Source organism: Vagococcus fessus (assembly GCF_003987565.1).
GTDB lineage: Bacteria > Bacillota > Bacilli > Lactobacillales > Vagococcaceae > Vagococcus_D > Vagococcus_D fessus.
Genome location: NZ_NGJY01000001.1, coordinates 880,460 through 899,127 on the forward strand (window position 1 = coordinate 880,460; position 18,668 = coordinate 899,127).

Below are 18,668 nucleotides of genomic sequence, written 5' to 3' on the forward strand. Positions count from 1 at the left end.
TCTTAGCATTTCTCAAAGATACCCGCAGCACCCATTCCGCCACCAATACACATTGACACCATACCGTATTTTCCATTTGTATCTTCTAAATAAGATAATAATTTACATGTTAGAATTGAGCCTGTCGCACCTAGTGGATGACCTAATGCCATCGCACCACCACGAGGATTTACTTTTTCTTTAGGTAAGTTTAATTCATTAATACATGCGATTGCTTGTGCTGCAAATGCTTCATTCAATTCAATTGCATCCATATCATCTAATGATAAACCTGTTCTCTCTAATACTTTTGGAATAGCGTAAACTGGTCCCATCCCCATGAATAATGGATCTAGCCCTGCAACTGCAAATCCTTTGAATTTAGCAATTGGTTTTAAACCTAGCTCTTCTGCTTTTTTAGCTGACATCATCACAACAAAAGCAGCCCCATCACTTAATGGTGAAGAATTACCAGCTGTCACTTTTCCGTTATCTTCTTTAAATGCTGGACCCAATTGAGCCAATTCTTCCATTGTTTGGTTGCCGCGAACACCCTCATCTTCTTTAAATGTTAATGGATTCCCTTCGATGTCACCATATATTACTGGAATAATTTCTCTATCAAAAACATTTGCTTCTTGTGCTGCAGCTGCTTTTTTATGGCTATCAATTGCAAATTCATCCATTTGCTCACGTGTTACCCCGTATTTATCTGCAACATACTCAGCTGTCATACCCATTGGAACATACACTTGTGGTTTTTCTTTCATTAATGTCGCATTAATCGCCGACATATCAAATGACATTGGAACACCACTCATCGTTTCAACCCCACCTGCTACGATAATATCCGCTTGATTGGCCATAATCGCATTAGCACCTGTTGCAATCGTTTGTAATCCTGATGAACAAAAACGGTTGACTGTTTGAGCTGGAACGCTATCTGGAATATCCGCACGACTTGCAATAACGCGTGCTACATTTAATCCTTGTACATCTTCAGGAATCGCACAGCCTACAATAATATCATCAATCAATTCTTTATCTAATGTAGGAACTTTATTTAGCACACCTTGTAAAACTTCTGCGGCAAAATCTACTGGATGTTCATTTGCTAACGCTCCTTTTAGAGAACGGGCTACTGCTGATCTTCCATATCCTACGATTACTACTTCTTGGCATTCATTCATTATAATTTCCTCCTAATAGTTCATTCATATTCTATAATTTAGTCAATTTGATTGATTTTTAAATCTGGAGACACTTGATAGTCTGCCTCCGTTTTTTCTCTTACTTCATCTAAACTTGTTTTTGATGTAATCTCTTCTAAAACAAGACCTTCTGGTATAACACTAAATACGGCTAATTCTGTAATAATTTTTGTTACACATTTAGACCCTGTAAGTGGGAAGGAACATTCTTTCATAATTTTAATTGTTCCTTTAGCTGTATGCTCCATTGCGACAATAACATTTTTAGCACAGGTCACTAAATCCATTGCACCACCAAATCCAACTAGCATTTTGTTCGGTATATTCCAGTTAGCTAAGTTTCCAGCCTCGTCGACTTGAACTGCTCCTAGAACTGTTACATCAACTTTTCCGCTTCTGATTAAACCAAAAGCTGTCGCACTGTCTACAAATTGGCCACCAGGTTTAACCGTTGCTGGTGCACCACCTGCATCATAAATATTAGGATTATCTTGTCCTAACGGCGGTGTTGGTCCGATATTAATAATGCCATTTTCACTTTGAAATATAATAGTTTTATCTTCTCCAACAAATTTTGGTACCATTGTCGGAATCCCTATTCCTAAATTAACAATTTGTCCATCTACTAATTCATCAGCTACACGTTTAGCTATAAAAGTTCTACTGTTCATTACGGGCACCCACTTTCACAATCGCATCAATATATATTCCAGATACAGAAACTAGCTCTGGTGAAATCTCACCTACAGGAACAATTTGTTCCGCTTCAACAATGGTATATTTAGAAGCTGCAGGAACTAACGTTGTAAAATTCTTTTGTGATCCTTCAATATAACAATTGCCATCATAATCAACCTTTGTCGCTTGAATAAAGCCCACATCCGCAACCAAAGCTTCTTCCATTAAATACTCTTTACCATGTATCTCTTTAATTTCTTTTCCTTCAGCTACCATCGTTCCCACCCCAACAGGTGTATAAAAGGCTGGTATGCCTGCTCCTGCTGCTCTCAATCTTTCAGCAAAAGTTCCTTGAGGCGTTAAAGACAGACGTCCCTCTTCAAAGAATCGAGTAGCTGCAGAACTTGTTCTTACAAAGGTTGTCGTTAAGTGACGTCCACGTTTATCTATTAATTTATCTAAAGTTGGTAAAAACATTCCGTTAGGTGCATTTAAAGCAATATGTAAGTCTTTTGCTTCATTTCTAAGGTATAGTGCTTTAACTAATTGACCTGGATAGCCTAATGGTCCAAACCCACCAATAGCTACAGTATCGCCATCTTTTACTATTTGAACAGCGTCTATGCTGCGCATCAATTTACTCATGGTCAAACCCCTTTCAAATCTCTTTGATTTCTTTTACTAATTAGTATATATTTAATATATATGAAAAGGCTTACAATTTTAACAACACTGTTTAATCAACTGTTCATTTTTAGACACTATATTGTATACTGTCCAAATTTTCGAAAGAAGGTGGCGCAATGGGAAAACAAAAAAAATATATTAAGCGGGCATTTATTGACTTACTAAAAGAAGAAAGTATCCATAAAATATCTGTTCATTCACTTACTAAAAAGGCAGATGTTAGTCGCTCCTGTTTTTACACCTACTACTCAGATAAATTTGAATTACTCGATGAAATTGAAGTCGAACTTATTAATAACTTCACTCACATTATGAAAGACCTTCGAAATAAAAGCGCCGATTATTTTTTCAATTGTATTGAAGATTCCCATTATCCTGCTTATGATACTTATTTTAATTACATTGAAGAACATCGTGATATCTTAAGCGTCTTACTTTCTCCAACATCTGAAACAAATTTTACTTTTAGATTTATGACAGCTATAGCAAAAACTAGAAAAGAAACTCTTCAGTATTGGAATATTTCTATTAAAGACGACCCATTCGATACGTTCAATGAAAATCTTTTAGCATCAAGTTATGTTTCAACATTCAAAACTTGGTTAGATAATAACTGTCAGCCTTCTGCTAATAAGATGGGGCACTATCTAACCTCTCTATGGCGACCAGGATTTTTCTATTCTGATGAGCAGTATCAAGAAGCTATCAAATATAATTTAAATAAAAAAAGAACTCGATAAAATTTATCGAATTCTTTTTTTATTATTTTTTAAGATACTTAATTGCATCCTCTGCTGTTAAGACTGGAACAATTTTCATTGACGTCTTAATCTTTTTAGCAGCTTCTACTGCTTCTTCGTAGTTATTTTTCAGTTTGGGATTGGCTTTTTTCACATCTTTATCTAACGGCTCGTTTGGAGCAAAGAAAATCGTTGCCCCCATCTTATCAGCCGCAACAACTTTCTTATCTATACCACCAATTCTGCCTACAGAACCATCTGGCTTAATTGTACCTGTTCCTGCAATTTCTCGCCCTTTTTTCAAGTCTTCTTTAGCAAGTAATTCGTAAAGTTGAAGAGTGAACATTAACCCTGCTGAGGGGCCACCGATATCTGAAACAGATATTGCAATATCTCGCTCAGAATTAATTTCAGTATGGTCTATTAATGTAATACCTATACCCGCTTTTTTCTGATCGGATAATTCAATCATTTTACCTTCTACTTTTTGCTTCTTGCTATCTCGTTCAAATCGAATCGTCAGATTGTCACCTTTCTTTTTAGCTGCTATATAATTCATGAACTCATCAGCATGCTTAAAGGTCAGGTCATCTACTTGATAAATAATATCTCCCGGCTCTAACTTATCTTTAAAATCTGAATCTTCTAGGATTGACATCACATAGACACCTTTATAATCTAATTTATAAGGTTCATCAGCTAAATCAAGAGCAACTTTTTTTGCCATATTTTCACTATTACTCATTTCTAAATCGGATAAACGTTCATATTCTTTATCATCGCTATCCCCCATCAGGTCTTGCTTGGGTATAATTTCTTGAAAAGGCAATATCTTGGCTGTTAAAAGAGTAGCCAAAGTCCCACGTCTAATACCAACTGTCGTCAACATAAATGAGCCTTCTGACTTATCATGTTTTTTATCTACCGTAATAACATCTGCAACATTTTCTGCTGATCCAGGTACTTCAACATAATAAGGTAGTGGGACTACGATTGCTGCTATAATAAGAATTGAAGTTAAAATAACAGTCCCATATTTTATTAAATCTTTTTTATGCTTTGATTCTTTTATTATCATTCAGTGTACTCCCTTATCCAAAAAACTTTTTAGCGATTGCTTTTTCTACTTCTTTAGGAACAAATGCTGTGATATCACCTTTAAACTTAGCAATCTCTTTAATAATACTAGAGCTCACATTACTTAATCGATCATCTGCCATCAAAAATACTGTCTCTACATTTGGTTTTAATTGTTTATTCATCGAAGCTATGTTTTTTTCATACTCATAATCGGTCATATTACGAATACCACGAACTAAAAATTTTGCTCCTAATTCTTCTGCAATATCAACTGTAAGTCCCTCAGATTGAGCGATGACTTCTACATTATCTAAATGTGAAATAGAAAGATTAATTAATTCAATTTTTTCATCACTTGTAAATAAGCCTATTTTTGTAGTATTTGTTACCACTGCAATAATCACTTTATCAAATAATTCTGCTGCACGTTCGACAGTATTCAAATGACCATTCGTAAATGGATCAAAACTTCCTGGAAATAGAGCTATTTTAGTCATTTTCACCCTCCTTACGTTTGTAGATAACAACTTCACTCATACCATAGACTTGTCTTCTACGAAGTGTAAATTGTGATGTTTCATCAGGTAATCGGACAGACTTATCTGTTTCGCAAATAATTAAAGCATCTTCTGAAAGTAAACCGAGTTCTGTTATTTTTTCAATCTGTTCTACTATTTTCTGTAAAGCGTAGGGTGGGTCTAAAAATAAATAATCAAATACTTCTCCTGAAGCAGCTAGACTATCAATTAATTTAGAGCTATCTCCTTTCATTATCTTAAACTTTTGGGGTTCTTTTGTAATCGCAATATTATCTTTAATCACGTTAATTGCTTGATAGTTTTTATCAATACAAACCGCACTATCGCACCCTCTTGATACTGCTTCAATTGCTAAACCACCACTACCCGAAAATAAATCCAAAACCTTACCACCATCAAAATAAGGCCCAATCATATTAAACATAGATTCTTTTACTTTATCTGTCGTTGGTCTAGTATTATCTCCTGGTAAAGCTTTTAATTTACGCCCACCATATTCACCTGAAATAATTCTCATCATACACCTCATTCATTTTTATTTAAAAAAACCAACTGCACAGTCAGACATCTATATGTCGACTAAACAATTGGAGGAATTTACAGTAATGCTTCCTTTTACTTAAGAATTAATACTCGTTATCTCAATACTGTCATCATTTTCACTCTCTTGATTAAGCGCTTCAGATGTTCCCACACGCTCTCCAAAATCCATTGAAACATCTGGTCTATAAGAAAAATCAACGCCTTTTACAAAATGAAGTTTCTCAAGGGCACCTCTAGCTTGTTCAATTGCTGACTCATCCATATAAATAATTACATACTTCATTTTTCGAGAAACATAGGCAATTGGTCCATATTTTTTAAGTGTTTTTAATTGCCTTAAATTATAAACCCAAACAATCAAAGATCTTCTAGGTGTCAGTTCAAATTCAATTACTTCATTATTTTCTTGATTATCCAACATGACAATTTCCACTGCATCCTTTCTGGGCAAATTCAAAAAATGGATTGCCGGCTTCTATTTTTATATTTGGTGAAATACTCTTCGCTAAGTCAAAAACGGTAGTATCCAATACATCTTGTAACTCACGCTCTTTAACTTTAAAAGAAGCGACTGTTTCATCTAAATCTAATTGACGCTTCTTCTCTCTTAGTGCACGTCGTTTTTCTTTATAATCTGGTGCATAGCTTCCGTAAGCTTCTATTTTCTCAAACGATTCTTTAGCAAACACAAACTCTTTTTCTTTAATTCTCGTTTCATTATTATTTTTTAATTGAAACTTTGCTTCCCAAAATCCTTTAACTAATTCTGACTGGATTAAAGTATCACATAATTTATCTATCTCATCTTCTAGTTCAAAGACTTCCTCAGTATATATCATACTATTTATCCACCTCACTTGTAATAACTTCAGTACTTTCAGTTGACAAACTATCCTCTTGGTTCTTTTTATTCGTAAGTAGGATTAAGATATGGTTTTTAGTCACTGCTAAGCCTATTTCATTATCCTCTTTCATCAGAAAATGTTTTTGACTAGAAATATTACCATAAATACTCATTAAGATATAAGGTATATCTTGACTTGGTTTTAGTAAAAAACCATGACTATTTTCTTCTGGTTCTTTAACAAGCTGTTGATATGACTCCTTATTTAACTTATATAATGTTCGATAACTCACTTCACTATTCTCTGGTGTTAAATCCTGCCACTCATTAAAACTTTCCATAGATTCAAAATAAATTTGAGGCTCTTTCTCAAATGCTAAAATTAACCGCTCTGCTTCCGCACGTTTGATTGGTGAAAAACTATAGGCAGGTAACTTATCTCTTTTTCTCATAATCCTAATCAGCATTTCTAATTGACGGTTACCAGCTTCGCTAATTTCTTTAGTTTCTTCTTTTACTGGCCAACTCAGTGAATAGCTTTCGGGTTCAATCAATTGATAAGGCATTAATCTAAGTAGTAATTCACTGTTTAAATAGCGAATACCTAATAATTTTCCAGTAGACTGACTAAAATGAAGCATCGCAAAGCTATCATTATCAAATGCAAGTAACGGTCGGTAATTCATGTCTTGCTCGGTTAATTCAAAAGTATAACTTTTATCTTTATATGTACTCGTAAAATCAGAATAGATTGTTGTTAAGGCTGCAACATCTTTAAGAGTCATCCCTATCTTCAAAGGAGTCACATCAACCTTATCACCTAAAACAAATATAGATCTAATTTTATTATCTTTAACCTCTACTTGAAGATAATCATGCTCATCTTCTCCAAAAATCCACCACTGACTTCCCAAATAATTATCTTGTATTTCTAGAGGCTCTCCATATTCTTTTGTAAAACTTTCTGCTGATTTATTAATAAATTTTGAAAAACTAGCCGCTTTTAATGCCCCTACTTTCGAGGGCTTAAAGGCGACTTGTTTATTTTTTGATGATTCTTTTTTATGGTTTTTAATTACTTTTTGCTTTGAATGTTGAGGTGAAACAACCGGTTTCGCATACGCCCCAATTAATAATAAACAAAAAACTAGTATAAATTGGAATATGCGTTTCATCAGTTTCACCTCTTTCATTTAAACTGTGCGACTAAAATTCACAACATTTCCATTAGGATGTTGTTCTTTACGAAATTCTAATTTTCTTCTTTCATCAGCTCTAATATTTAATGCAAAACCTATCGCAATTGATAAAGTCAGTAAACTAGAGCCCCCTTGACTTAAGAAAGGGAATGTAACCCCTGTTAGTGGAATTATTCCTGTAATTCCTCCAACATTGACAAAGGTTTGAATGAGTAACATCCCACCTATTCCTATACACATCAATGAATTAAAAGAGGTCGTTGCTTTGACACCAACTAAAATTATTCTAAGTGTTAAAAATAATAGTAACAATAAAAGAATAATTGCAACAATCAATCCGAGCTCTTCAATAATAATCGAGAACATAAAATCTGAATGCGCTTCTGGTAAAAAACCTTTCTTTTGAACACTATTACCTAGTCCCTGGCCAAACCATCCGCCCCGATATATCGCATAATAGGAATTAACCATCTGATGGCCATCACCATATGCATCTACAAATGGGTCTTTAAAACTTTGAAATCGACCATAAACGTGAACAAAACTTGTGGGGTACCAACTTTTAGGAATCCATGATAGCAACTGAACAACAAACAAACTTCCAACTACACCAATTACTCCTACAGCTAGTGAGTATATGTAGCTAATCCCACTTGCAAATACTAAAATTGCTGTAATTAAAACTAAAATAGCAGCACCACCGGTATCTGGCTGAATCAAAACCAAACCAATCAATACACCAACAAGTGCTAAAGGCTTCATTGCACTTCCTTTAAAATCATAAGCGATTGTATCTTCTCTTTTAGAAAATATATAGGCTAAATACCAAACGACTACAATTTTTAAAAATTCTGTAGGCTGAATCGTTAAAGGTCCAAGTTTCAACCAACCTCTCGCACCATTAATTTCTTGACCCAATGGCGTAAAACGTGTTAGTAGCAGCATAATAGTGATTGAGCTAATACCAAACATAATAAAGTGCTTATTTTGTAGCACCTCAGTTTTTATTTTATAAATAATAGTAATAACAACTAGTCCTGCCAGAAAAAAAGCGGTTTGTTTAACTGAGTCTTGCCATGGCGGTGCTGGGATTTCTTGATTCATCAAACGATACGAGCTTGCACTGTAAGACATTATGATTCCAACTACAGACAATACAAGATACGGTATCAATATACTGTAATCTAAGAAGATTGTTTTTTTTACTTTTTTTTTCAAACTATTTCTGCCTCCTACTTTCCATCAACTTCTTGTTTTTTTTCATAAACGTCAGTATAGAGGACATTTAGTTCTTGTTCTAATTCTGCTAATAATCTATGGCCCTCTGGTGAGGTAATAATGCCTAACCTAACGGCATAATCGACTTGTTTGGAAAATCCATACATTTGAGTATCGACGACTTCTTCAAACGCTTTACACTGTGAGATACAAAGGTGATGTTGCTGATTACTTATCAACTTTTTAATTTTTTGACCCTCTTCTTTTAGAACAGCTAGCGCTACATCTTTTGAGATATCTGTTGACACGTTATCCCCTCCTATCTAATTTATACATTATATCATATTTTTCTTATTTTTTTGAAGTGAATAGTCTATATTTTCATTAAGAATAAGAATCTAATAATAAAATAAAAAAACCTTGAGTTTACACTCAAGGTTCTAATCATTTTATTTAGCAGCTGCAAAACGTTTGTTAACTTCATCCCAGTTAACAACATTCCAGAATGCTTTGATGTAGTCAGGACGAACATTGCTGAATTTTTTGTAGTAAGCATGCTCCCATACATCTAAACCAAGTACAGGTGTTTTACCTTCTGTAAGTGGCGAATCTTGATTAGCTGTTGACATTACTTCTAATTTACCATTATTTACAACTAACCATGCCCAACCTGAACCGAAACGGCCAGTTGCTGCAGCTGCAAATTGTGTTTTGAAGTCTTCAAAACTTCCAAAAGTAGCATCGATAGCTTCTTTGATAGCGCCTGTTGGTTCTCCACCAGCATTCGGAGCCATGATTTCCCAGAAGAAACTGTGGTTAGCGTGTCCACCACCATTATTTTGAACCGCACCACGAATATCAGCTGGTACGTTAGCTAAATCTGCAACTAATTCATCAATTGATTTTTCACCTAATTCTGGATATTTTTCAATCGCTGCATTTAAGTTAGTTACATAAGTATTGTGGTGTTTGTCGTGGTGTAAATGCATTGTTTCAACGTCAATATGTGGTTCTAATGCATCGTGAGCATATGGTAATTCTGGTAATGTGTAAGTCATAAATAAATCCCTCCAAGGTTGTCTTGTTATAATACATGTTCATTTTACCATTAATTCACTCTCTCAAGCAAAAAAAATGCTTTTAGCCCCTAACTTGAAAAACTTGTAATGTTTGCAAAAAAAGCTTACAATATTTTAATCAACCCTCTTATATAAAAGGGATTTTAAAGGAGATTTTCATGAGTCTTTTCCAATTATTTAAAACAGCATTTACTAATCCACAACGTTTATTATTTGGTCTTGGTAAATCTTTTCCAAAAGTGTTTCTTTATATACTTTTCTTAGGAACTCTACTAGCTATTCCAATCGGTGTGCAGGTTACTAAATTAGTCACTCAATCACAAGAAGACCTTCAGCATATCGTTGAAAAAATGCCCGAATTTAAAATCAAAGCGAATAAACTAACACCTGATAAAACTGATAGTGGTTTTATTTATCAAACTGATCGTTTTATGTTTTCTTTCGACCCTGATAACAAACTCTCTGATAAAGAAATCCAAAGTGATCTTATTGGAAATATTCTGGGTTTTGGTATGCTAGACGATCACCTTTTGATGACTGTGAACGACGAAAGTATGATCTCAACATTCATGCCTTCAAATTTAATCTCAGTACCTTACAGTTCTTTTGATACATCATTTTTAAACAAAGAATGGTTCGAGCAACAAGCTCAACCCTCTAAAAAGACTATTCTATTTATTGTGTTAGCTTGGATAGTAGCAATTGTTCCTGTTACAGTTGATTTATTATTCATGCTGTTCACACTTAGTCTCTTAGCTAATATTTGGGTTAAACTCTCTAAAAGTCCTTTACGTCTATCTGAAAGTTTCAAACTAATGACATTTTCAGCAACACTACCTGTTGTTATAGCGAGCTTGTTCTCTCTATTCTCACAAGCTATCAATCCGATGGTCTTTGTCATGGTTTTAACCTACTTTATTTTCTTACGTGTCATACGACCTACATTAGGACAGCAATAAAAAAGAACAGCTAACTTTAGCTGTTCTTTTTTATTGCTCTTTATAAATGTAACATGGTTCTTGCAACGCTTCATCAAATTCTACGGATAAATCAAATCCATTGAAAAACCATTCATCTAATTTTTCTGTAAAAAAAGTGATGCCTTGGTGCTCAACCTTAGCTAAAACATCCTCACTAGGCTTTATGACCTGCATGCCTGTAGTGAAACCATCATGCACATTTGTAGAACCTCCGTACTTACCAAAAAATCTTACACCATCACCTTGTGTTAGTTCTAATTCTTCGATGTACCATTTTTGTGCTTTATCTGAAATAGTTAATTGCATCCTAACTCCTACTTTCTACAATTGATAAGCTTATTCTAGCACAAATTTAAAATTAATAACTCAATTTTGCTTGGGATAAAAAGGCTAAGACATTTTATCATCTAAGCGTTCCACATCTTCATCTGCACCAATAACTAACAAACAATCTCCTTTTTCCACAAGTTCTTCTGCTAGTGGTGAAATAATCAGTTGCTTATTACGACGTATTCCTACAATATTTAAACCGAAACGCTGACGGAAATTCAATTGAAGTAAATTCTTATTTGTAAACTTAGGATTAGTTACCTTAATTTCTGCCAATGAATACTCATCAGATAACTCTAAATAATCAAGAATATTTTTGGAAACCAAATTATGCGCAACCTTCACGCCCATATCTCGCTCTGGATGGACAACATTATCTGCACCAATCTTGTATAAAACTTTAGCATGATAAGAATTTTGTGCCTTTGCAGTCACTTTAGCAACACCCATCTCTTTTGCCATCAAAGTTACCAAAATACTCGCTTGAATATCCTCACCAATCGCAACAATAACATGTTCAAAATTTCTTAATCCCAATGAACGAAGTGTCATTTCATCTTGTGCATTAGCAACAACAGCATGGGTAGCAATATTCATATACTCATTAATACGGTCCTCATCTTTATCAATAGCTAAAACTTCTTGTCCCGATTCAATCAATGTCTCACATAAACTTCCGCCAAAACGTCCTAAACCAATAATTGCAAAATTTTGCTTCATGTTAAAACTCCATTCTTTTCTTTATTTAACAATCCCATGTTTAAATGAATAAATAGCCGCTTGCGTACGATCTTCCACATCTAGCTTAGATAGTATATTAGATACATGTGTCTTCACTGTCTTCAATGTGATAAATAAATCATCTGCGATTTCTTGATTACTCTTACCTTCTGCAATAAGTAATAATATCTCATGCTCTCGATTTGTCAAATCTTCATGGAGAACTGGTTCATTTTTCTTTGTTAAGCGTTCCATCATTTTACCTGTCACTTCAGGCTCTAATACAGTTTCACCTCTATAGGTAGCGCGAATAGCATCAGCTATTTCACTAGCAGTCGATGTTTTTAATAAATAACCAGCAGCCCCTGCTTCAATCGCTGGATAAACTTTTTCATCATCAATAAAACTTGTGACAATAATTATACGAGCCTCTGGCCACTCAGAAAGTATAGCTTGTGTCGATTCAATTCCATCCATAACATCCATAACCAAATCCATCAAAATAATATCTGGTCTTAAATCCAAAGCCTTTTCATAGCCTATTTTTCCATTTTCAGCTTCACCAACCACTTCTATATCGTCTTGAATTGATAAATATGAAGATACACCTAAACGAACCATTTCATGATCATCAACCAATAATACTTTAATCATTAACAACACTCTCCTTCAATATAGGAACACGAATCTCAATACTTGTACCATTCCCTTTAAAACTAATAATTTTACACGTGCCCCCCATACCTGAAACACGCTCTTTAATATTGCTTAAACCGTAGCTTCCTGCTCTAATTTCACTAGTATCGAATCCTACACCGTCATCTACTAATCGTAATAAAACTGTTTGGTCTATTTTTTTTAAGTAGACCTCTAATGATTCTGCCTTGGCATGTCTTAATGTATTTGATAATAATTCTTGAATAATTCTAAACAAATGATCTTCAATAGCACTTGGAAGTTCTATTGATTCAATTTCCCAACTAATCTCAATTTTAACTTTAGTTTTCAATTCTTGTAATAACTGCTCAATCCCTTTTTTAAGAGACTTACCTTCTAAGTTAATAGGTCTTAAATGAAGCAACAATGCCCTCATTTCAGACTGAGATGTATTAATAATTGAACCAATCATATCCAATTGTTTTAAAACAACATCCCCTGCAGGACTTTTCTTCTTAGATTCTTCTTGCAGAGCAGACAACATCATACTTGCAGCAAACAGCTGTTGGCTAACGGAGTCATGTAGCTCTCTAGCTAAGCGGTGACGCTCTTCCTCTACAATCTGTTCACGAGTACTGCCATCTACTAATTCAGGGCGTGCAGCAACCTGCTGAAGCTCACCTGACATTCTTTTCATCTTGTCATGTATTTTAGTTAAATCTTTATCGATATCATTAATATAAGGGTCTGTTTCCGCACCTCTTATTCCTTTAAATAACAAGTTATTATCATAGTTTCCACCAGCTAATAACCTTACTTTTTCCTCAATTCTACCATATTGGGCTCGTCTAACAAAATAGACCGTTAAAACTACTATAAAACTTACCATTAAGGCAATAAATAAAATATAGATAAGTAGAGGAATGTGAAATATCTTAGCATGAATGATTTCACTTAACCAATTATGCTTACTATGAGCATAATAAGCTGCGTATAAAGTTAAACATAAAATAATTGTTGTAAATACGAATGTGTAAATAAATAAAAAGGGACGAGTAATTTTAGATATCATAGACGAATGACCTCCACATCTCCCATAAGAGTACTCGTTACAATTTTTAAACGTCGTTGACTCTCATCATAATCATCACTGTATACTTTCAATGACTCATTGCGTAATCTATAGAACTGTTCCTCTACAAGCGCATTGCCTAATAATGTAGAATGTTCTATAACAATTCCTACACCTACAGGTACTAACACCCTTGTTCGCCCAAAACCTTTACGTATCATAATGACATTGTCTTGTTTTGGAAGTAGGGTATTTCCTAGATCAATAATCGTATCTCCAGCAAAACTTGTATAATTGATATCATCCCACTCATATACATTATTACCTATACGCTGATTCCCCAACCACGGCCTTTTAAAACGACGACTATTTTTTGATTCACTCTCTTTAGTCTCAACAATAACCATTTGTTTTTTATGCCACAATGCATTTTGAAAAAATGATACCCCAGATACTTCTACGCCTTTTAATCCTATAAAAATAATCGCAAGTGTTAGCATCAACCAAATAATAGGGCTACTTATCAATAAACATAACACAATAACTACAATACTCACGATTAATTGAAACTGATTAAAAGAATTCCGTTCTTCTTTTTTCAATGCATATAGTAAATTCATTACTGCAATTACTAAAAATACCAAAGCAGCTGGATTTTTAAATAACTGATAGCCTGCTAATACGAACAATAATAACTCGACAATTATAAAGAGTTTCCATGAATTTTTCACGATACCAGCACTCCTCTTTCTCAAAAAGTTTAATCCATTTTATTATATCTTGTTCACCTTATAAATGACAGTCCCAATAGGACTAACTCCCTCTAAGTCTTTAGTATGAGACAAAAAAAATCTAGGCTTTTAAGCCTAGATTTTTTTAAGATACTTTTACAATTTTAACATTCATATCGCCACCAGGTGTACTAATGGTTACCTCATCATTTAGACGATTACCAATTAAAGCTTTAGCGATTGGTGAGTCATTAGAAATCTTTCCTGATAAAGGATCAGCTTCCGCACTTCCTACGATAGTGTATTCCTCTTCATCGCCATCTGGAAGTTCCATGAAGGTAACAGTTCTACCAATAGTTACCTCATCTGTATCAGCATTATTGTTATCAATAATTTGTGCAAAACGAATCATATTTTCTAAAGTTGTGATACGTCCTTCTGTAAAAGCTTGCTCATCTTTAGCTGATTCGTATTCTGAATTCTCTGACAAATCACCAAAACTACGTGCAATTTTAATACGTTCAACGATTTCTTTACGTTTAATCGTCTTTAATTCTTCTAATTCTTGTTCTAATTTAGCTTTTCCCTCAATTGTCATTGGGTATACTTTTTCTACCATGTTTCTGCTCCTTTAAAAGACACAATTAATATAATATGAAGAGCTTTCCCAATAGAATTGGAAAAGCTTCCATAATTTTTACACCACAAAGGTTACCATGTCTTATTATAATTGTAAATAGCCTATTTTATATAATTAGATCTATTTTACTTTTTCTTATCAATATACTCTTCTTTTAACTTCAAATGCTCTTCATATGTTTCAGCAAAATAAACTTTATGTGTTGTTATATCTGCTAAGAAATATAGATCTTTATTGTCATCTGGATTAAGCACAGCATCTATTGCTTGCTCACTAGGGTTGTTAAACGGACCAGGTCCAAAACCTTTATTTACATATAAATTATACGGTGAATCAACTTGTGTATCCTTATTAGATAAATGAACCTTATGGACATCCATCGCATAAATAATAGAAATATCAGATTGTAGAGGCATCCCCTCTTCTATACGATTTAAGAATACTTTAGCAATCTTACGTCTATCAGATTCTACTACCCCTTCTTTTTCAACTAATGAAGCAAGAGTCAGTAACTCTTGTGTTGATAAATGACTTTCCTCTTGTTTTGCCTTCTTAGTAGCCATAACAGAAGCTGTTTTACCAACCATTTGCGTGATTAGATCTTCAATACCATTCTCTTGATAATAATTATATGTCGCAGGGAATAAATAGCCCTCTAAACGATATCGAACATCCTTTGATTTTTTGACACTCTCTAATAAATCAGGATATTTCTTATAAAGTTTTTCAAATAATTTTTCGTCTTTTGCTACTTTTATGAAGTCCTCTTTAGGAATTTTAGTTTTTTCTTCGAATTTCTCAGCAATTTGGTACAACGAATCACCCTCTGGAACTGTAATTCTTGCATCTGCTAAATTCTCAGCTTCATCCGAACCACCTTGTTTTAACAATTCTGCAATTTCAGTCAATTCCATATCCGGTGACATTTGATAATAGCCACCCTTAAAATCTGTTAAATTATTTGTTTTTACAAAATAATTAAAAACTAAACCACTCTTAATTACTTTTTTCTTCTCTAGTATAGAGCCTATTCCTTTATTACTTGTTCCAATAGGTATCTCAACCTGAACAAGTTCTTTATTGTCCTTATCTAAGGGTTTAAGACCTGCTTGCCAATAACGATAGAAGACTAAGCCAAATACCATTAAAATGACGACCAAGGCTGAAATAACCATAAATACAATTTTCTTAACCAGTGACGATTCCTTCTCTCTTGCTTCTTTTCTCTTTTGACTTTCTAAAACCAAATCATCCTGACCAATCTCAGAACTATCTTTAGAGAAATCCTGATTTTCATATTCTCCTAGAACCTCATCAACATTCTTAAAATTACTTGATGGCGGAATGACATACTCATTAGGTTCTATGTGTTCAGAAAATGGGATTGACACTTTCTCATCGATACACACTACTTCAGGTTTTTCTGTATTATTATCAGACTCTTCCACCGCTACAGTTACAGGCGATGTCGTTTCAGCCTCAAGCTTTGTATCAAATGCCTCAGTATTCTCTACAGCTTCTTCGATCAAATCAGATAGAACTAATGTATTTTCTTCAGTTTTATCTACTTCTAACTCATTTTCATCTATTTCAATATCTTCATCTTTAACTTCTTCTGAAACAGTTGGCTGGTCGTATCTATGTTGTGACATCGCACCTAATACTTGATCACGTATACTAGGCTCTTTGATTTCATCAGCTTTTTCATTTTGGTTTAAACTTTCTTTTTTATCCAAAATGCAACCTCCTTAATCTAAAACTTATGTTCCATAACTTAGACTATTATACACGATTACACTCTAAATTAAAATCTTTTAAAAAAAAAGTAAGATTACTTTAAATTATAAAGTAATCTTACTTTTTTTATGCTAAAGCTCCCATAGGATCCCATGGATCTAATAGAGTAACTTGATCATCTTGAACAACTTTTTTTAATTGATCAGATAAAAATTCTTTTCTGACGACAATTTGATAAGTATATTCATCCATCCAACTGTCGCTCATTACAAAATAGCCTTTTGTTCCAACTTTATCTCCCCAACTATTTTCAACTTTCCACTTAGTAGGTTGATTATCTACAATATTTACACCTGTTAACACCATTGCATGTGTCATTAAACTTTCACCATAATCTAATCGTTCTGCTTTTGTCATTGAGAAATCAACACTCAGCGTACTGTCAACATCATAAATATCAGTTGCCATGATTCCAGTATCACGCGTTGAAGATTGACCTACATCACATCCATACCAAACGGACTCACCAGCTTTTAATTGAGCGATAGCTAGCTCCTTGAAAGTTGGCATATCAACATTTAAATGACGTACTTCTTTTCCACCAACAACATTACCGAGCATTTCTACTGTATACATTTGATTATACGGTTTGTCATCTGTAGGTGCATTGATGACGCTAATATACTCGTTTAAATCTTCTCCAATGAATTTTTCATAAAAAGATTGAGGTGTTAAGTTTCTTTCCATATGATACTCGTTATCTGAATCTCGATACTCATAATCAAATTCTATAGGTGGTGTTCCTAACGATGTAGCTAAGATAGAATAAATGCCTGCTAACATTTTTTCTTTTTCTTCTTGAATGATTTCTTCAGTTGCTTCTTCAGATACTAATTTTCTTAAAGTGATTGCATCTTTTCTCATTTTTTTATTTAAATACGTATTTAACTCTCTAGAAGCTGAACTACTATGAGTTTCTGGCATAACTGTTTTTGGAACTATTCCATATTTTTGAATAAGTGCAACTAGCATATCCCATTGACCACCATCTTGTTGTGGGGTTTGAAGAAGAAATGAAACTTTACGACTTGTTAACTCTTCATTAGCTGTAGCTAAAATATTTTCATAAAAATAATTGGCTTTTTCAAATTTATCCCAAAAGAATGTATAATTTTGAGATAATTCAAAATCCTTCATTTTAAATTTCATTGCAATATCATGACGGAAAGTATTTAATGCTGCAAACATCCAACAACGACCACTTTGTTTTTGGTTTGATACATTTCCCGTTTCTAAATCAATCGAAAACACAGGGGTATTTAACACTTTTGAATAATGATTTTCTGATGATTCTAAAATACCATTTTTTATAACTGCCCGTTGACTATTTAGACGTTTTTTACATTTTCCAAAATCTGAAGCAAACTCTTCAATCTTATCAAATCCAATCTCTTTACTCACATTAAAACTCCCTTTCATTGATCAATAATAATAGTACAAATTCATTTTACCCCTTTTATTTATCAGACTCCACTAATAACACTTCCTTTACCTTGACAAATTCCAAATCCGCCTATATATTAAAAGTAATTGCATACGCCACCTTAGCTCAGCAGGTAGAGCACTACCATGGTAAGGTAGGGGTCGCCGGTTCAAATCCGGCAAGTGGCTTAAAAAGGAAGAGTCTACTCTCTTCCTTTTTTATTTTTAGATGTTTATTTTTAGATAAAAAAAAAGACACTGTATAACAGTATCTTTAAGCTCCGGCAGTAGGACTCGAACCTACGACATCATGATTAACAGTCATGCGCTACTACCAACTGAGCTATGCCGGAATAATATAAAAATAAACTCATTCGAGTTTATGGGTAAATAATTATCTAAGCGTGGCAACGTCCTACTCTCACAGGGGGAAACCCCCAACTACCATCGGCGCTAAGAAGCTTAACTTCTGTGTTCGGCATGGGAACAGGTGTATCCTTCTTGCCATCGCCACCACACTTT

22 protein-coding genes, 2 tRNA genes and 1 rRNA gene are annotated in these 18,668 nt (G+C 33.9%); 3 read left to right on the forward strand and 22 right to left on the reverse strand.

Going from position 1 to position 18,668, the window contains the following annotated elements; genetic code table 11:
• Positions 1–2: 2 nt before the first annotated feature.
• The 3 genes from CBF31_RS04285 to CBF31_RS04295 are packed head-to-tail and all read right to left on the reverse strand — an operon-like array spanning position 3 to position 2,513.
• On the reverse strand, positions 3–1,169 hold the full coding sequence (locus tag CBF31_RS04285) for a thiolase family protein (protein ID WP_126831128.1): 1,167 nt from the start codon (positions 1,167–1,169) through the stop codon (positions 3–5).
• A 38-nt stretch (positions 1,170–1,207) separates the two neighbouring features.
• Complete coding sequence (locus tag CBF31_RS04290; RefSeq protein WP_126831129.1) at positions 1,208–1,861, reverse strand: 3-oxoacid CoA-transferase subunit B; 654 nt, start codon at positions 1,859–1,861, stop codon at positions 1,208–1,210.
• Positions 1,851–2,513, reverse strand: coding sequence for a CoA transferase subunit A (locus CBF31_RS04295; RefSeq protein WP_126831130.1), 663 nt, complete (start codon positions 2,511–2,513; stop codon positions 1,851–1,853). Before CBF31_RS04295 ends, CBF31_RS04290 begins: the two co-directional genes overlap by 11 nt.
• Before the next feature lie 158 nt (positions 2,514–2,671).
• On the opposite strand from CBF31_RS04295, the gene CBF31_RS04300 reads away from it, so the two are divergent.
• Complete coding sequence (locus CBF31_RS04300) at positions 2,672–3,295, forward strand: TetR/AcrR family transcriptional regulator (protein WP_126831131.1); 624 nt, start codon at positions 2,672–2,674, stop codon at positions 3,293–3,295.
• A 22-nt stretch (positions 3,296–3,317) separates the two neighbouring features.
• Here CBF31_RS04300 and CBF31_RS04305 read toward each other — a convergent pair whose 3' ends face one another.
• From CBF31_RS04305 to CBF31_RS04345, 9 genes are all read right to left on the reverse strand, one after another.
• Positions 3,318–4,373, reverse strand: coding sequence for a SepM family pheromone-processing serine protease (locus tag CBF31_RS04305; protein WP_126831132.1), 1,056 nt, complete (start codon positions 4,371–4,373; stop codon positions 3,318–3,320).
• Positions 4,374–4,386: 13 nt separating this feature from the next.
• A complete protein-coding gene (coaD, locus tag CBF31_RS04310) occupies positions 4,387–4,872 on the reverse strand; it encodes a pantetheine-phosphate adenylyltransferase (RefSeq protein WP_126831133.1) in 486 nt (161 codons plus the stop codon).
• The gene (gene rsmD, locus CBF31_RS04315) at positions 4,865–5,431 is read right to left on the reverse strand and encodes a 16S rRNA (guanine(966)-N(2))-methyltransferase RsmD (protein ID WP_126831134.1); all 567 of its coding nucleotides are present in this window, start codon (positions 5,429–5,431) and stop codon (positions 4,865–4,867) included. Before rsmD ends, coaD begins: the two co-directional genes overlap by 8 nt.
• 102 nt (positions 5,432–5,533) lie before the next feature.
• Entirely contained in the window at positions 5,534–5,878 is a 345-nt protein-coding gene (locus CBF31_RS04320; protein ID WP_126831183.1) for a YlbG family protein, read from the reverse strand.
• The gene (locus tag CBF31_RS04325; protein WP_126831135.1) at positions 5,868–6,296 is read right to left on the reverse strand and encodes a YlbF/YmcA family competence regulator; all 429 of its coding nucleotides are present in this window, start codon (positions 6,294–6,296) and stop codon (positions 5,868–5,870) included. Before CBF31_RS04325 ends, CBF31_RS04320 begins: the two co-directional genes overlap by 11 nt.
• Before the next feature lies 1 nt (position 6,297).
• Complete coding sequence (locus CBF31_RS04330; RefSeq protein WP_170167871.1) at positions 6,298–7,476, reverse strand: CAP-associated domain-containing protein; 1,179 nt, start codon at positions 7,474–7,476, stop codon at positions 6,298–6,300.
• 18 nt (positions 7,477–7,494) lie between these two features.
• Positions 7,495–8,718 (reverse strand): FtsW/RodA/SpoVE family cell cycle protein, encoded by a 1,224-nt coding sequence (locus CBF31_RS04335; protein WP_126831137.1) that lies wholly within the window; start codon positions 8,716–8,718, stop codon positions 7,495–7,497.
• A 14-nt stretch (positions 8,719–8,732) separates the two neighbouring features.
• Positions 8,733–9,026, reverse strand: a complete 294-nt coding sequence (locus tag CBF31_RS04340) for an Fpa/YlaN family protein (protein ID WP_126831138.1) — start codon at positions 9,024–9,026, stop codon at positions 8,733–8,735.
• 141 nt (positions 9,027–9,167) lie between these two features.
• Entirely contained in the window at positions 9,168–9,776 is a 609-nt protein-coding gene (locus CBF31_RS04345; protein ID WP_126831139.1) for a superoxide dismutase, read from the reverse strand.
• 179 nt (positions 9,777–9,955) lie between these two features.
• On the opposite strand from CBF31_RS04345, the gene CBF31_RS04350 reads away from it, so the two are divergent.
• Positions 9,956–10,756, forward strand: a complete 801-nt coding sequence (locus CBF31_RS04350; RefSeq protein WP_126831140.1) for a DUF1189 family protein — start codon at positions 9,956–9,958, stop codon at positions 10,754–10,756.
• A 30-nt stretch (positions 10,757–10,786) separates the two neighbouring features.
• Here the strand turns inward: CBF31_RS04350 and CBF31_RS04355 are convergent, their stop codons facing one another.
• The 8 genes from CBF31_RS04355 to CBF31_RS04390 form a co-directional block, all read right to left on the reverse strand.
• Positions 10,787–11,083, reverse strand: coding sequence for a HesB/YadR/YfhF family protein (locus CBF31_RS04355; protein ID WP_126831141.1), 297 nt, complete (start codon positions 11,081–11,083; stop codon positions 10,787–10,789).
• Positions 11,084–11,167: 84 nt separating this feature from the next.
• On the reverse strand, positions 11,168–11,827 hold the full coding sequence (locus tag CBF31_RS04360; RefSeq protein ID WP_126831142.1) for a potassium channel family protein: 660 nt from the start codon (positions 11,825–11,827) through the stop codon (positions 11,168–11,170).
• Between the two features lie 21 nt (positions 11,828–11,848).
• Complete coding sequence (locus CBF31_RS04365; RefSeq protein WP_126831143.1) at positions 11,849–12,481, reverse strand: response regulator; 633 nt, start codon at positions 12,479–12,481, stop codon at positions 11,849–11,851.
• Positions 12,474–13,556 carry a sensor histidine kinase gene (locus CBF31_RS04370; protein ID WP_126831144.1) on the reverse strand — a complete coding sequence of 361 codons (1,083 nt, stop codon included), beginning with the start codon at positions 13,554–13,556 and terminating at the stop codon, positions 12,474–12,476. Before CBF31_RS04370 ends, CBF31_RS04365 begins: the two co-directional genes overlap by 8 nt.
• A complete protein-coding gene (gene liaF, locus CBF31_RS04375) occupies positions 13,553–14,287 on the reverse strand; it encodes a cell wall-active antibiotics response protein LiaF (RefSeq protein WP_126831145.1) in 735 nt (244 codons plus the stop codon). The genes CBF31_RS04370 and liaF overlap by 4 nt, the downstream gene beginning before the upstream one ends.
• Before the next feature lie 145 nt (positions 14,288–14,432).
• The gene (gene greA / locus CBF31_RS04380) at positions 14,433–14,906 is read right to left on the reverse strand and encodes a transcription elongation factor GreA (RefSeq protein ID WP_126831146.1); all 474 of its coding nucleotides are present in this window, start codon (positions 14,904–14,906) and stop codon (positions 14,433–14,435) included.
• Positions 14,907–15,052: 146 nt separating this feature from the next.
• Positions 15,053–16,663, reverse strand: coding sequence for an endolytic transglycosylase MltG (gene mltG / locus CBF31_RS04385; protein WP_126831147.1), 1,611 nt, complete (start codon positions 16,661–16,663; stop codon positions 15,053–15,055).
• A gap of 127 nt (positions 16,664–16,790) precedes the next feature.
• Positions 16,791–18,125, reverse strand: a complete 1,335-nt coding sequence (locus CBF31_RS04390; protein WP_245977910.1) for a C1 family peptidase — start codon at positions 18,123–18,125, stop codon at positions 16,791–16,793.
• A 137-nt stretch (positions 18,126–18,262) separates the two neighbouring features.
• Here CBF31_RS04390 and CBF31_RS04395 point away from each other — a divergent pair.
• Positions 18,263–18,335, forward strand: a tRNA-Thr gene (locus CBF31_RS04395).
• Between the two features lie 90 nt (positions 18,336–18,425).
• On the opposite strand, the gene CBF31_RS04400 is transcribed toward CBF31_RS04395, so the two are convergent.
• Both CBF31_RS04400 and rrf read right to left on the reverse strand, forming a co-directional pair.
• A tRNA-Asn gene (locus CBF31_RS04400) sits at positions 18,426–18,499 on the reverse strand.
• A gap of 49 nt (positions 18,500–18,548) precedes the next feature.
• A 5S ribosomal RNA gene (gene rrf, locus CBF31_RS04405) occupies positions 18,549–18,664 on the reverse strand.
• Positions 18,665–18,668 lie beyond the last annotated feature (4 nt).